The sequence below is a fragment of the Fulvivirga maritima genome (assembly GCF_021389955.1).
In the GTDB taxonomy this organism is placed as follows: Bacteria; Bacteroidota; Bacteroidia; order Cytophagales; family Cyclobacteriaceae; genus Fulvivirga; species Fulvivirga maritima.
Genome location: NZ_CP089980.1, coordinates 2,560,193 through 2,573,411, shown reverse-complemented (window position 1 = coordinate 2,573,411; position 13,219 = coordinate 2,560,193). Strand labels below are relative to the sequence as shown.

Sequence of the window (13,219 nt, the reverse complement as noted above, 5' to 3'; positions counted from 1 at the left end):
AACCCTACAATCTGCGAATTTACCCGTTTCCAATTAAAACTCGTTGTACCTGTGGGGAATATTCCAACGAAGTGCCAGAGAAGTGTAATTAGTATTCTCATCTAAACTCTCCTGATCACTCTTAAGATCACGGTAAATATGGGTAAGATCTACGAATAAATTATGCTTAAACTGATAAGAAAGCGCTAAACTGCCATACATAAGCGTAGTTCCTATTCCTTGTCCTATCTCATTATTTTCATTCTGCTCTCTGGTCTGATTTCTTAATAATATATTTCCGCCCCAGTTCTGACCTTCTCCATCAGTACCATATTCTGCCCTAATAAGCTTGGCTGTTACCTGCAACCTACCCATAGGCTGATACCTGAGTATGCCTATCACCTCATTAAAATTAGCTCCCAGCGGATGAGCCAATGACTGGTTATAATGTGAATAACTACCATAATCAGTGTCATGACTATAGATGTATGGTCTGGCAATATTGGTTTCTACCTGCAGATCAAGGTTATCTATACCGAGCGCATTAACATATTCAGCCCCTAACTGCAAAGAATATTTATTTCCCCACCAGCCATTACCAGACTTAAAGTTTTCCAGAACAAACTCATCTAGCACAAACTGACCGTAAAGAGATACTTTTTTAATTGGAAACCATTTAAAATCAGCCCCTAATAACACATTATCAGAACTTCCGTTTTGTTGTTCTATGGCTCTGTAAAAAATTATAGGATTAAGATATTTCAGCTCATAACTATTATTTCCAGAAGAATCCGGATTACTAAATATTACCGCTTCAAAAACACCTACATTAAGTTTCTTACCAATATTTAAACTCAGGTGATGAAGTGACATGAATTTTTTATCATACCTTCTACTTCCTGTAAGGCCCGTACTATTTCCTTCTACATTAGCCGTCATTTCAGTGAACAGGTTAGTATAGTTAAGCTTCCATACTTTAGTCTGCATTTTTAAGAACAAGTATCCGGGAGCATAGTCAGAAAGAATCAAAGAGCGATATCCGTTTCCTACTTTGAAACGGTCATGACCAAACTGCAAGTTAATGTGCTTAGTAGCGTTGAATGTGATATATCCACGAGCAGTTAAAAAATCCACTCCATTATCATTATACCCTTTCCAAAACCCTTCATGAGGCACTACTATATTCTGACGAATATCTGACATTACGTATTCAGGAAAAATGGCCTGATTTTCTCCGATGAAAGAATAAAAACCTACCTTTTTATCTATCATACCTCTTATCTCTACTCCTCTGGTATTGATGTAAGTTCGTTGACTTGAAGCTGATTCTGTACCCCCCATAAAGTAAATGACCGGATTAATATGGAGATCAAAATCTTCCGTATCCACATGATAAAAGTCTGATTTTTTTCTATAAAAATGCTTTAGAATAGGCTTACGACTTTCATTATTAGAGCTATCCGCAAATTCCCAGTTATCATTACTCAGGTACTCGAGGTTAAAAGCATCACTTTTGCTCCAGCTATAATCTTCTTGCTTGAGAGAATCTACAAAATCAGCAATATCCGCTCTTTCATAACCTTTCCATGAAGTAAAAAAGCCAGGATATATTTTTCCTCCTAATATTTCATATCTGTCTACAGTGTGATAATAGTCCGAATTCAATGGCGCCAGCGCACTCTGAGCCTGTGAATACAGCGGCAACACCACCGCTATTAGTAGAAAAATACTCTTTAAATCTCTCATAATAAAAAAATTAGCCTTAATACAGACCTTCTATATAAAAGTGCAAAATAATGGAATTTTTATATTTACCTTTACATTACCAAAAGTTAATAACAATAATTAACAAAAGGGAACCACAGAAATAAACCGAAAAGCATTTGCAGTTATAATTAAAATGAGTAACTTTGTGCCTCTTTTGGAAAGAACGATAAGAAAAGGTATATAAAATGAAAAACGACATACATCCTGAGTACAGAGAGGTAGTATTCTACGACACATCAAGCGACCATAAGTTCTTGACGAAATCTACCATGTCATCAAGCGAAACCATTAAATGGGACGATGGAACAGAGTACCCTCTAATTAAGGTGGAGGTTAGTTCAGCATCTCACCCCTTCTACACTGGTAAAAAACTATTTGTGGATACAGCGGGTAGAGTTGAGAAATTCAACAAAAAATATAAAAAGAAGTAATTCTTTAAGCATAACATTTATCATATAAAAAAGTCTTCAGGGTGCTTATATCCTGAAGACTTTTTTATTTTTGCAACCATGAATGTTATCCTTTTTGATGAACCAACCATCAGGCTTTCGCTGCTTCCATTTACATTCACCAGACCTGTTTCAGAAATAAGAGTAGGAATACTCACTATAACTGAAAAATGGGTTAGAAGACTGAAAACTGATGTTTCCTTTAGAACTGAGGCCTACCTGAGTAAAAAATTTCCATTGATAGATACAGAAAACAATCTATGGATCAATGGAGCGGTATGCCCGGACAATGCTCTGCTAGAAGCTGTATTATCTCTCTCTGAAAATACAGTACTAACCAGCGGCGAGCATGTGATAGCTGCTAAGATAAACCAGCTCGACTTACAAAAGCTGGACACCATGGAGAAATTTCCTTATGATAGACCAGTAACTATAATTGGTCATACCTGGGAAATCTTCAAGAAGAATGCCGAACAAATCAGAGCTGACTTCGACCTAATCACTCATAACCGAACTTCTGCTGACATTATAGATCCGCACACCATTGTGTATGGAGAAGAAAATGTTTTCATTGAAGAAGGCGCTACTATAAAAGCTGCCATTATCAATGCAGAAAAGGGACCCATTTATATAGGGAAAAACACAGAGGTGAGTGAAGGCGCTATGATCAGAGGGGCTTTTGCTTTGGGCGAAGGTTCTGTACTGAGCATGGGTGCAAAAATAAGAGGTGATTCTTCTGTAGGCCCGTACTGCAAGGTAGGTGGAGAGGTGAGTAATTCTGTTATTTTCGGCTATAGCAACAAGGGCCATGACGGCTACATTGGCAATACTGTAATGGGCGAATGGTGCAACCTGGGCGCTGATACCAACACCTCTAACCTAAAAAATAATTACGCTCCGGTTCGTCTTTGGGACTACAGCAATGATTCTTTTTCTGACACAGGAGAAACTTTCTGCGGCCTGATGATGGGAGACCACTCTAAATGTGGCATCAATACCATGTTTAATACAGGTACAGTAGTAGGTGTTTCTTGCAATATATTTGGCGCAGGACAACCCAGAAACTTCGTCCCTTCATTTACTTGGGGTGGAGCCAATGGTTTTGACACCTACCGTACGGCAAAAGCCTGTGAAGTAGCAGAAAAAGTTATGCAAAGAAGGCAGATCCTTTTTGACGATACTGAAAGAGAGATTTTAGATAAAGTATTTGAACTAACCGCAAAATACCGCACCTGGGAGAAAGAATAATATGCTATTTGCAGATATAAAAGGACTTGATAACGTAAAACAGCAGCTTATAAATTCCGTGAGCAGTGATCATGTGGCACATGCTCAGCTATTTATGGGTAAACCAGGTAGCCCTAATTTACCTATGGCCCTAGCATTTGCCAATTATCTAAACTGCGAAAATCCATCAGAAACTGATGCTTGCGGAGAATGTCCTTCATGTTATAAAAATCAAAGGTTCATACATCCGGACATGCATTTTGTATATCCTGTAAGTGCCACCAAAAACATCACCGGTAAGGATGTAATCAGCTCCTCTTATCTTAAGGAATGGCGCTCCTTCCTTACCTCCTCTCCTTTCGGAGGGCTAGATAATTGGTCTGCCCAATACGGAGGGGAAGACAAGCAGGTCAACATATCAAAAGAAGAAAGTAGACAGATCATTAAAAACCTTTCCTTAAAAGCCTTTGAGGGCAAGTATAAGGTCATGATCATCTGGCTACCAGAATATATGAATGCTGCTGCAGCCAACGGCATTCTTAAAATATTAGAAGAACCGCCAGAAAAAACCATTTTCTTGCTGGTTTCTAATGATACCGAACGCTTACTCACCACCATTTTATCGCGAACACAGATAGTTACTATCCCTAAGTTCAGCGATGAGAGCATTCAACAGATGCTAGAGAAAAGTCACGGCATACAAACTGAGCAAGCCCACCAGCTAGCTCATTTGGCTGATGGAGATTATAACCTGGCAGTAAAACTGCTTAACAATATAGAAGATGACAGCCACCAGCTATTTACTGACTGGATGCGTGACTGCTTCAGAAAAGATTTTAGCGAGCTGGTTATAAAAAGTGATCAGTTTCATAGCATGAATAAGGTGGCACAAAGAAGCTTATTTCTTTATGCTCTTAACATGTTTAGAGAAGCCATTATATACAATGCCGCTCCTGATTTAAAAAGAGTGAGTGGAGTAGTAAGTTCATTTATAGAAAACTTTAGCAAAGTAATGGATAGTGCTAAAGTAGAATCTATAAGCAAGCTTATTAATGACGCGCATTACCACCTGGAGCGTAATGCCAGTCCAAAAATTATATTCTTAGATCTTTCGCTTCAAATAGCAAGAATAATTAAGTAAATGAATAAAATCAGAATAGGAACAAGAGGTAGCAAACTAGCCCTTTGGCAAGCAGAGCACATTGCTGACTTACTTAATAAAGGAGGTGCTGAAACCGAAATCATTACTATTGAGACTACGGGAGACAAGATCCTTGATGTTTCCATAGCTAAAATAGGAAGTAAGGGTGTGTTTACCGAAGAAATTGAAGCCGAGCTAGAGAAAGGCAATATCGATATAGCGGTGCACAGTGCTAAAGACATGCAGTCTGAACTGCCTGAAGGGTTTGAGCTCATAGCATTTACTGAAAGAGAAGTAGTAAATGACGCATTAGTAGGCTTAGATATGAAAATATCTTTAGAGCAGGAAAATCTGGTTATAGGCACCTCTTCCACCAGAAGAGTAGCCTTGCTGAAGCATTTTTACCCTCACATAAAAACTGTTTCTGTAAGAGGTAATTTACAAACGCGAATTCAAAAAATGAAGGATGGTGCTTGCGATGCACTGCTTCTGGCGTACGCCGGAGTGCACCGAATGGGATATGATGATATGATTATCTCCAAGTTACCATTAGATAAGTTTATTCCTGCTGTAGGCCAGGGTAGCATTGCTATAGAAGCTTCTTCTAATCTTTCTGACGAAAAAAGAGCATTTATCAGGCAGTATGTAAACCATGATGTTACTGAAACAAGGCTACTTTGTGAGCGTGCTTTCCTCAGAACCTTACAAGGCGGCTGTAGCATACCTGTATTTGCGCTTGCAGACGTGCATGATGAAACCATCACCGTAAAAGGAGGTATTGTAAACCTTGAAGGTGACAAGATCATTAGAAAGCGCATGATGCACAAAATAGAAGATGGAGAACTGGCTGGAGAAGAGCTGGCTGAAGAAGTATTAGCCGCAGGTGGAGAAGAAATCCTTATTGATATTAGAGAAAAACTTAATCAACTTTAATTACACTCATGACCAACAGAATCCTAATTCTAGCATGCCTTCTATTAGCCATGGGCTCGTGTGCTTCTGAAAAAGACTACCTTGTAACCATCCACACAGACTATGGTGACATGCACGCCGTCTTGTTTGACGACACCCCTGAACACAAGGAAAACTTCGTTAAACTGGCTCAAGATGGCTTCTATGATAGCTTGTTATTTCATAGAGTAATTAAAGACTTTATGATTCAGACAGGAGACCCAGATTCTAAAAATGCAAAAAAGAATGTGCCTCTCGGTTCTGGTGGGCCTGGATATAATATTCCTGCAGAGATTAATAAGAACCACTATCATGCTAAAGGAGCACTTTCTGCTGCGCGTCAGGGTGATAGAATTAACCCTGAAAAAGAATCCAGTGGAAGTCAGTTTTATATAGTTCAAGGTAAAACCTGGACTAAAGAGGAGCTTACCACTGATATGGAAAAGCTAGGAGCCACTGCTCAGCAACTCATGGCCCGTGCTGATCAGGATTCTGTAAAAGAAATGCTCTTTAACGTTTATCAAAATGAAGGCCCCGAAGCTTACGGCAAAAAGCTAATGGAAATGAAAGATTATATAGAAGAGGTAATGGCTGTAGATCTTTCCAAAACAGTAAGCCCAGAGAGACTAGAAGCTTATACCACTATAGGCGGTGCCCCTCATTTAGACGATGAATACACTGTTTTCGGTAAAGTAATAGATGGGCTTGACATTATAGACAAAATAGCTGAACAGCCCACAGATCGCAGAGACCGTCCGGTTGAGGATTTAAAAATGTCCGTAGAAGTTGAACAAATTCCTAAGAAAAAAATTACTAAATTATACGGATACGAATACCCTAACCCTAATTAAAAAGTGAAAATACTAATTACCGGATCTAACGGCCTTCTTGGTCAAAAACTTGTTAAGCTCCTTACTAGCGAATCGGACATTGAACTTATAGCCACCGCCAGAGGAGAAAACAGACTCCCTTCTTTTGACAATCAGTATACTTACGAATCAATGGATATTTCTATTGAAGAGGAAGTGAGTGCAGTAATTGCCAAACACAAACCTGAGGTGATCATAAACACAGCAGCCATGACTAACGTAGATCAGTGCGAGACTGATAAGGATGGTTGCTGGCAGTTAAATGTACATGCCGTAGAATACCTTATAGCTGCTGCAGAAAAAAGTGGAGCACACCTGGTTCATGTTTCTACAGACTTTATTTTTGATGGCACCTACGGCCCTCTTGAAGAAAATGCAGAACCAGCTCCTGTTAATTTTTATGGTGAAAGTAAACTGGCTGCAGAGAAACTAATCATAGAAAGTAACATTTCTTGGAGCATAGCCAGAACAGTGCTTGTTTATGGTATTGCCCATGACATGAGTAGATCCAATATTATTTTATGGGTTAAAAATAGTTTAGAAAGCAAAAAGAACATACAGGTAGTAGATGATCAGTGGAGAACTCCTACACTGGCTGAAGACCTGGCAAAAGGCTGTTTCTTAATAGCCAAGAACAAAGCAAAAGGCATTTACCATATTAGTGGAAAAGAGATGCTTTCTCCTTATGAAATGGCCATAAAAACTGCTGACTTTTTCAAATTAGATCAGTCCCTGATAACAAAAACGGATGGATCCAAATTTAAGCAAACAGCAAAAAGGCCTCCCAAAACAGGCTTCGTAATAAGTAAAGCCCAAAATGACTTAGGGTATCAGCCTCATTCTTTTGAAGAAGGACTGGAAGTATTAAAAAGTCAATTAGCTTAAGCAGGATATAAAAACAAAAGGGCTGGAATTAATTCCAGCCCTTTTGTTTTTATCAAAATAGAATTACCTATTTCATTAATACCTCTAATTCTACCCTTCTGTTTTGCTTTCTTCCTTCTGCTGTATCATTTTCTGTGATCGGTTGAGTTTCTCCAAAACCTTGCACTTCAAAACGATCCTTTTCCAAGCCTTGCTCTGTCAAGAAATCAGCCACAGCTTGAGCTCTGTTTTTAGATAATCTCAAATTAGTAGCCGCACTACCCTGACTATCAGTATGACCAGAAATCTGCAATCTCCACTCAGGCTTAGCTTTTAAAAGGTTGGCTAGCTCAACCAAAGCACTATAAGAAGACACCTTGATTTTATTACTTCCGCTTTCAAACTCAAGATTTTTAAAAGCAGTATTTAATATCTCCTGCTCCTCTTCTTTAATAGCAGGGCAACCGTTATTTTCTGGTACTCCGGGGATAAGCACACATTCATCTGCCGCATCAATTACTCCATCACCATCAGTATCCGCATAAGGGCATCCTGAGTTTTCTACTGGTCCTGGCTGGTTCGGGCACTTATCTTCATTATCATAAATACCATCTCCATCTGTATCAGGACAACCACCTTTAGCCACAGGCCCGGCCAAGTTAGGACATAGATCTTCGCTATCTTTCACACCATCTCCATCAGTATCAGGGCAGCCATTGAACTCTGCTTTACCAGCTATTTCAGGACATTCATCATCAGCATCTTTAATTCCGTCTCCATCTGTATCAGGACAGCCATTAAATTCTTTAAGGCCGGCTACTTGCGGACACTCATCTTCACTGTCAGTTACTCCATCACCATCGCTATCTGGGCAACCGTTTAGTTCAGCTACTCCAGCTACTTCAGGACATTTATCTTCACTATCCTGCACTCCGTCTCCATCAGTATCAGGACAGCCTTTAAAAGCCCAAACACCAGGCACTTTAGGGCACACATCCTTTTTATTAGAAACACCATCATTATCACGGTCTTTCTTTTTCTTATACTTTATCCCAAACCTTAATCCGAAATACACATTGGCACTGGTAGGATCCTTACCAAAAACATAAGTACTCACCAAATCTCTGGAACCTAACACTACCGGACCGGCTCTGAAATAGAATCCACTATTTAAATTAGCAAACTTATCATAAGAGAAAGGCAAACCGAGCTCTATACCCTTCTTTTCCCACCTTGGAGTTAGTGATACCGTGCTCACATAGCGGGTCTTTTCCAAATCACCACTACCTCCTTTAAAAGCTATCTGAGAAGTGAAGTTTAAGTAAATACCTTTATGTACATTATAATCAAAATCTCCTACTAACCTCGTAGGCAGGTTCATGGTATACTCGCCTCCTCTTTCAAAATTAAAAAGGCTTTCTATAATATCTGCCTCATCTCCTTCAAGGTTATTGACATCAATATTATCTTCGCTACCAGTAATATGACCACTATCATTACTTCGATTATACTTTATTGCTCCTAAATCAAGTAAGGAAAGGCCTATTCTAAATTTATATTTATTCTGATCTCTTCTCCACAAACCATCTTCCCCATCCATACTATACTGGTATGAATCAATATTTGGCCTGAACTCATACACCACTCCCAAATCAAACCCTACACCAAGGTTAGATAAAGGCTTGTATTCGAAATCATCTTCATCAAATTCATCATTAAAACCAGAGTATACATCCACATTAGGAACATTCACTCTATCATCTTGAAGCCCGTCATACTGCAGGCTGTTTACATAGCCATATCCTGAAGCGATGCCATCAAGCAATTTAAAGGTACCTCCTGCTTTTAAAAAGTGATCTCCTTTATCCATTACCACTCTACCATAAGTAAGGCCATATTCAGCCCAAACATGGCTTTGTACATAGAGGTCACTTACGTCATAACTTTCTCCCGGGTCAATAACGAAGCCATCCTCATCTTCCAGTCTATCCAGGAAATTGGCAACATCCTCATTTACTCCGTCAACATTGGCCATCATACGAACTCTAGCAGTAACAGCCAGCGCATGCTTTGGACTCATAGTAAGCAAAAATGAAAAAGGTGCATAAACCTCAGAAGCCATAAAAACGCCCTTGCCATTACTCTTTGAGCTTTCAATCAGCCGATCTGTGTCTATATCGAACTTCTTAAAATCTTCATTAGGAATTGAGTAATAATTATTGGCTGCAAAAGCATCAAAAGAAACTAAGTTCAACTGAAACTTATACCTACTATCTGCAATAGAAGCTGGCTGATGACTTATGCCTTGAACTCCTGCGTAGTTACTAGAATGAAACCCCAGCCATCCCTGTGCTTGGAGTCCTAAATGGAAAAATATGAATAAAATAAAAAATGAGTAAAACTTCACCATAAAACCTTTATTTAAAAAAATACTATATAACAATTTTTACATTATTCTGAGACTTAAAAAGTAACCCTATTTTTCATAAAATTTTGATTGCATTTACTCTAAAAAGCAAACATGTAAGAATCTTCATGATATACAGTAAATCACAGATAATCAGACCTATGCATATAAAAAAAGGCCTGAACATTAAGCGTCCAGACCTTATATTTTTTCTTATTTATTTCGAATTTATTCTCCGTTAGCCTCGGCTTCTCTCTTATGCCGAGCTTCGTTCTTAAGAGCTAGTGTAAGAAAGTAAACAAAACCACCAGCTACTGTTCCTAAAATACATACCATTGATACTATTGCTCCTATACTCATTTTACGAATTTTTTATATAAATAATTATTTAATACCAGGCCTATCACCACTATTACGGCCCACTGAGTTATAATTGATGCATTACTGTAAATGTCAAAAACATTCCAGTTTCCATCAGCATCAAACCAAGGATACTCTGAATACCCCTGAGACATCCACCAGTATATTAGAATAACACCTAGTAGTAAGTTGAATATTAATGCTGCCTTGAAAAATTTAACAGGCACATTAAAATCAGAATCAGTATCTATAAAATCCTTTTTGAAAGACCCTATTCCATATTTCAGTACAGCCACAACAATGAATAGCCCTGAAATAATAAGGCCAATACCCCATACCCAGTCTTGGTTATTGAAAATATCAAGAGAATATGCGGAAGGAAGACCAAAAACTATGCAGCATACCATAGTAGCCAAACCAGCTCTCTTTCTGGTAAGACCAATATCTTTCAAGTTACTTATTAATAATTCAAGCATAGGTAGCAATGAACTAAAAGCCGCTAAAAAGAAGGCAAAAAAGAATATAAATGACAATACCGGACCACCAGGTATAGTGGCAAACAGCCTTGGGATAATGGTAAAGGTTAATGCCTGATTTCCGCTTTGCAGCGAAGCAATAGCCGCTCCCTCTGTAGGCGCCATAGCAAATACAGCTGGTAAAATAGCCATCCCTGCCATAAGTGAAGCCGTGTTGTTTCCAAATCCACCAATAAAAGTATTTAGTACTACATCTTCTCTCTCTCTAGAATAAGAAGAAATAGTCATGATGAGCCCCCATCCTGCTCCTGTAGACCAGGCCGATTGTGATAACGCTTCTATCCAAATAGTAGGATTAGAAAAGTGCTTAGTATCTATAGAATACATATACTCCAGTCCTTTATAACCATTATCCATGGTAAGTGCCATTACAGTAATAACCACTAAAAGACCGAATAAGGTAGGAATAAGAATCTTATTCGCTTTTTCCAGACCATTTTGTACTCCTTTTATTAATACATAAAGACTTACAAAGATGGCACACACATAAAGTCCCAGAGTCCACGGACTCTTATAAGCAATGGATTGCCAAAACTCTTCCATAAACTCAGGGTTAGCTTTAAGATCAGCCGCGAGCGTGTTTTGACCTTGAAAAAAATCTAACAAATTCTCAGCAGACAGACCTAAATAGCGCAACGCCCAGCCTGTTACTACTGAATAATAAAAAGCAATCATGAGGGTACACATAGTAATGAAGAAACCTCCCCAGGTAAGGCCTTTGCCTGTAACCCGGCCGAAAGATCCGATTACTCCTTTTTTAAATTTCTTCCCAATGGAAAACTCCGCCATAAGTATAGGCACGGACCACACCATTAAAAAGACTATCCATAAAATTAAAAAAGCACCTCCGTACTGACCTGCCAGCCGCGGAAACCTCCAGAGATTTCCCGCCCCAATGGCCATACCTAAAGATGCTAAAACAATACCCCAACGATTACTAAATTCTTCAGTTTTCGACATAAATTATATAAAGTGTTTCTTTAAAATATAGGCTTAAAAATGTTAAAATTTAAAACTAGACTAAAACGAGTGCTGCAGAACTTATTCAGCGAAAAGCTCTGCGGCAGGTTGACCAGTAGCCCCATTTGGCAACATGATATTTAACATCATGGCTATTGAAGGCGCTATGTCTGTAATAGGATGATACTTCACAGAAGTGCCATGCTTCACACCATTTCCAAAGAACAGCATAGGCACGTGAGTATCGTAAGTATAAGTAGATCCATGAGATGAACCTGTGTTACCATCTAAACGGCCAGACTCCAGCCATGAAGGCTCTAACACGTATAACACATCTCCAGATCTTTTTTGATTATATCCTCTGGTTAAAAGACCTTTAATGCCCTGAGTTTCATAATTAAGATTATGAATCACATAAGCAGGGTATGTCTCTTTTATACCCTCTAAAGTCATTAAATAGTGAGCTGCTGCTTCTTGTATTTCATGAAGGCTATACTTGCTTTTAGCAACGGTTTCCTGATTAAGAAATACTTGCATATTACTCACATTTTCAACCCAATCACCATTTCCAAATTTCTGAGATAAAACACTGTCTAACTCCTGAGGAAGACGGTGCACAAAATAACCAGCAGGTATTTTATTATCTACAAAAAACTGAGGAACATCTGCCACCGCATGGTCAGCAGTAAGAAAAACAGTATAGTTTCCTTCCCCCACTTGCTCATCAAGCTTTTTTAATATCTCTGCGATGCTCTTGTCAAGTCGAATATAAGTATCTTCCACTTCCACTGAGTTAGGTCCAAACCTATGGCCTACATAGTCAGTAGAAGAAAAGCTTATTGCTAAAAAGTCAGTCTCAGCACCCTTACCAAGGTTCTCTCCCTCAATAGTAGCAATAGCCAAATCCTTTAATATGTCATTTCCAAAAGGCGTAGCAGGTAATTGTCCAAAGTTCTTCTTATCTAGCTTATAGCCTTTGCTAAGAACATTTCCCTGACCATAAAAGTCGCCTTCATAATTATTATCATCAGACCCTGCTGCCGTATAAGTGCTGATTTTATTAATGGGCTCCCATTTTCCTGATAAGTACTTCTTAGCTAATTTCTTATCGTTAAAATTATCTAACCATTTAGGCAATTGGTTTTTATAGTAAGTACTGGTTATAAAATCACCGGTGTGAGTATCATACCAATAAGCTTCGCCCAAATGTCCTGCCGGGAAAATAGCGCCCCGGTCTTTCATAGAAATCCCAATGGTTCTGGCTCTTTTCTGAGTCGCCAGCTTTAATTGATCTGTAATAGTAGTAGTTAAAAGATTTCTGGGTGACATTTTACCCTTTGAAGAACTACTACCTACTGTTTGCTCTGTACTATCATAAGCACAGTAAATATCAAGCTTCAATTCTTTGGCATACCAGTTATTAGCAATTATTCCATGTATAGCAGGAGTAGATCCTGTATATACAGAGGTATGCCCCGGGCCCGTGTAGGTAGGAACATAATTAAAATGAGCGTTTTTAAACATAAAACCCTCATCAATAAGACGGTTAAAACCATCTTCACCAAACTTATCATTAAACCTGTAAAGATATTCCTGCCTCATCTGGTCGACCACAATACCTACTACTAGCTTCGGTTTTTGGCCTTGAGCATAAGCTGCTACAGACAGTAAAAAGAACCCTACAATTAATTTAATTTTCTTCATTTTGA

11 protein-coding genes are annotated in these 13,219 nt (G+C 38.7%); 6 read left to right on the top strand and 5 right to left on the bottom strand.

Translation table 11 applies throughout. The features are described from left to right. Positions 1 to 33: 33 nt before the first annotated feature. Positions 34 to 1,725: a hypothetical protein gene (locus tag LVD15_RS10985; protein ID WP_233780380.1), complete on the bottom strand. Its 1,692-nt coding sequence runs from the start codon at positions 1,723 to 1,725 to the stop codon at positions 34 to 36. Positions 1,726 to 1,931: 206 nt separating this feature from the next. Between LVD15_RS10985 and LVD15_RS10980 the strand changes: the two genes are divergently transcribed. The 6 genes from LVD15_RS10980 (at position 1,932) to LVD15_RS10955 (ending at position 7,268) form a co-directional block, all read left to right on the top strand. Continuing rightward, positions 1,932 to 2,177, top strand: a complete 246-nt coding sequence (locus LVD15_RS10980; RefSeq protein WP_233780379.1) for a type B 50S ribosomal protein L31 — start codon at positions 1,932 to 1,934, stop codon at positions 2,175 to 2,177. Between the two features lie 78 nt (positions 2,178 to 2,255). Next, positions 2,256 to 3,443 carry a GlmU family protein gene (locus tag LVD15_RS10975; protein WP_233780378.1) on the top strand — a complete coding sequence of 396 codons (1,188 nt, stop codon included), beginning with the start codon at positions 2,256 to 2,258 and terminating at the stop codon, positions 3,441 to 3,443. 1 nt (position 3,444) lies between these two features. Continuing rightward, on the top strand, positions 3,445 to 4,563 hold the full coding sequence (locus LVD15_RS10970; protein WP_233780377.1) for a DNA polymerase III subunit: 1,119 nt from the start codon (positions 3,445 to 3,447) through the stop codon (positions 4,561 to 4,563). Continuing rightward, positions 4,564 to 5,496, top strand: a complete 933-nt coding sequence (hemC, locus tag LVD15_RS10965; protein WP_233780376.1) for a hydroxymethylbilane synthase — start codon at positions 4,564 to 4,566, stop codon at positions 5,494 to 5,496. 8 nt (positions 5,497 to 5,504) lie between these two features. Then, complete coding sequence (locus tag LVD15_RS10960; protein WP_233780375.1) at positions 5,505 to 6,365, top strand: peptidylprolyl isomerase; 861 nt, start codon at positions 5,505 to 5,507, stop codon at positions 6,363 to 6,365. 3 nt (positions 6,366 to 6,368) lie between these two features. Next, positions 6,369 to 7,268: an SDR family oxidoreductase gene (locus LVD15_RS10955; RefSeq protein ID WP_233780374.1), complete on the top strand. Its 900-nt coding sequence runs from the start codon at positions 6,369 to 6,371 to the stop codon at positions 7,266 to 7,268. A 67-nt stretch (positions 7,269 to 7,335) separates the two neighbouring features. Here the strand turns inward: LVD15_RS10955 and LVD15_RS10950 are convergent, their stop codons facing one another. The 4 genes from LVD15_RS10950 to pafA form a co-directional block, all read right to left on the bottom strand. Next, complete coding sequence (locus LVD15_RS10950; protein ID WP_233780373.1) at positions 7,336 to 9,657, bottom strand: DUF5723 family protein; 2,322 nt, start codon at positions 9,655 to 9,657, stop codon at positions 7,336 to 7,338. A gap of 225 nt (positions 9,658 to 9,882) precedes the next feature. Next, positions 9,883 to 10,014, bottom strand: coding sequence for a hypothetical protein (locus tag LVD15_RS26835; RefSeq protein WP_255763390.1), 132 nt, complete (start codon positions 10,012 to 10,014; stop codon positions 9,883 to 9,885). Continuing rightward, positions 10,011 to 11,510 carry a sodium-dependent transporter gene (locus LVD15_RS10945; protein WP_233780372.1) on the bottom strand — a complete coding sequence of 500 codons (1,500 nt, stop codon included), beginning with the start codon at positions 11,508 to 11,510 and terminating at the stop codon, positions 10,011 to 10,013. Before LVD15_RS10945 ends, LVD15_RS26835 begins: the two co-directional genes overlap by 4 nt. 81 nt (positions 11,511 to 11,591) lie before the next feature. After that, positions 11,592 to 13,214 carry an alkaline phosphatase PafA gene (gene pafA, locus LVD15_RS10940; RefSeq protein WP_233780371.1) on the bottom strand — a complete coding sequence of 541 codons (1,623 nt, stop codon included), beginning with the start codon at positions 13,212 to 13,214 and terminating at the stop codon, positions 11,592 to 11,594. Positions 13,215 to 13,219 lie beyond the last annotated feature (5 nt).

Excerpts from the sequence above, each read along its gene's own strand:
- LVD15_RS10985 (WP_233780380.1), bottom strand. The coding sequence starts at position 1,725 with ATGAGAGATTTAAAGAGTATTTTTCTACTAATAGCGGTGGTGTTGCCG.
- LVD15_RS10980 (WP_233780379.1), top strand. The coding sequence starts at position 1,932 with ATGAAAAACGACATACATCCTGAGTACAGAGAGGTAGTATTCTACGAC.
- LVD15_RS10975 (WP_233780378.1), top strand. The coding sequence starts at position 2,256 with ATGAATGTTATCCTTTTTGATGAACCAACCATCAGGCTTTCGCTGCTT.
- LVD15_RS10970 (WP_233780377.1), top strand. The coding sequence starts at position 3,445 with ATGCTATTTGCAGATATAAAAGGACTTGATAACGTAAAACAGCAGCTT.
- hemC (WP_233780376.1), top strand. The coding sequence starts at position 4,564 with ATGAATAAAATCAGAATAGGAACAAGAGGTAGCAAACTAGCCCTTTGG.
- LVD15_RS10960 (WP_233780375.1), top strand. The coding sequence starts at position 5,505 with ATGACCAACAGAATCCTAATTCTAGCATGCCTTCTATTAGCCATGGGC.
- LVD15_RS10950 (WP_233780373.1), bottom strand. The coding sequence starts at position 9,657 with ATGGTGAAGTTTTACTCATTTTTTATTTTATTCATATTTTTCCATTTA.
- LVD15_RS26835 (WP_255763390.1), bottom strand. The coding sequence starts at position 10,014 with ATGAGTATAGGAGCAATAGTATCAATGGTATGTATTTTAGGAACAGTA.
- LVD15_RS10945 (WP_233780372.1), bottom strand. The coding sequence starts at position 11,510 with ATGTCGAAAACTGAAGAATTTAGTAATCGTTGGGGTATTGTTTTAGCA.
- pafA (WP_233780371.1), bottom strand. The coding sequence starts at position 13,214 with ATGAAGAAAATTAAATTAATTGTAGGGTTCTTTTTACTGTCTGTAGCA.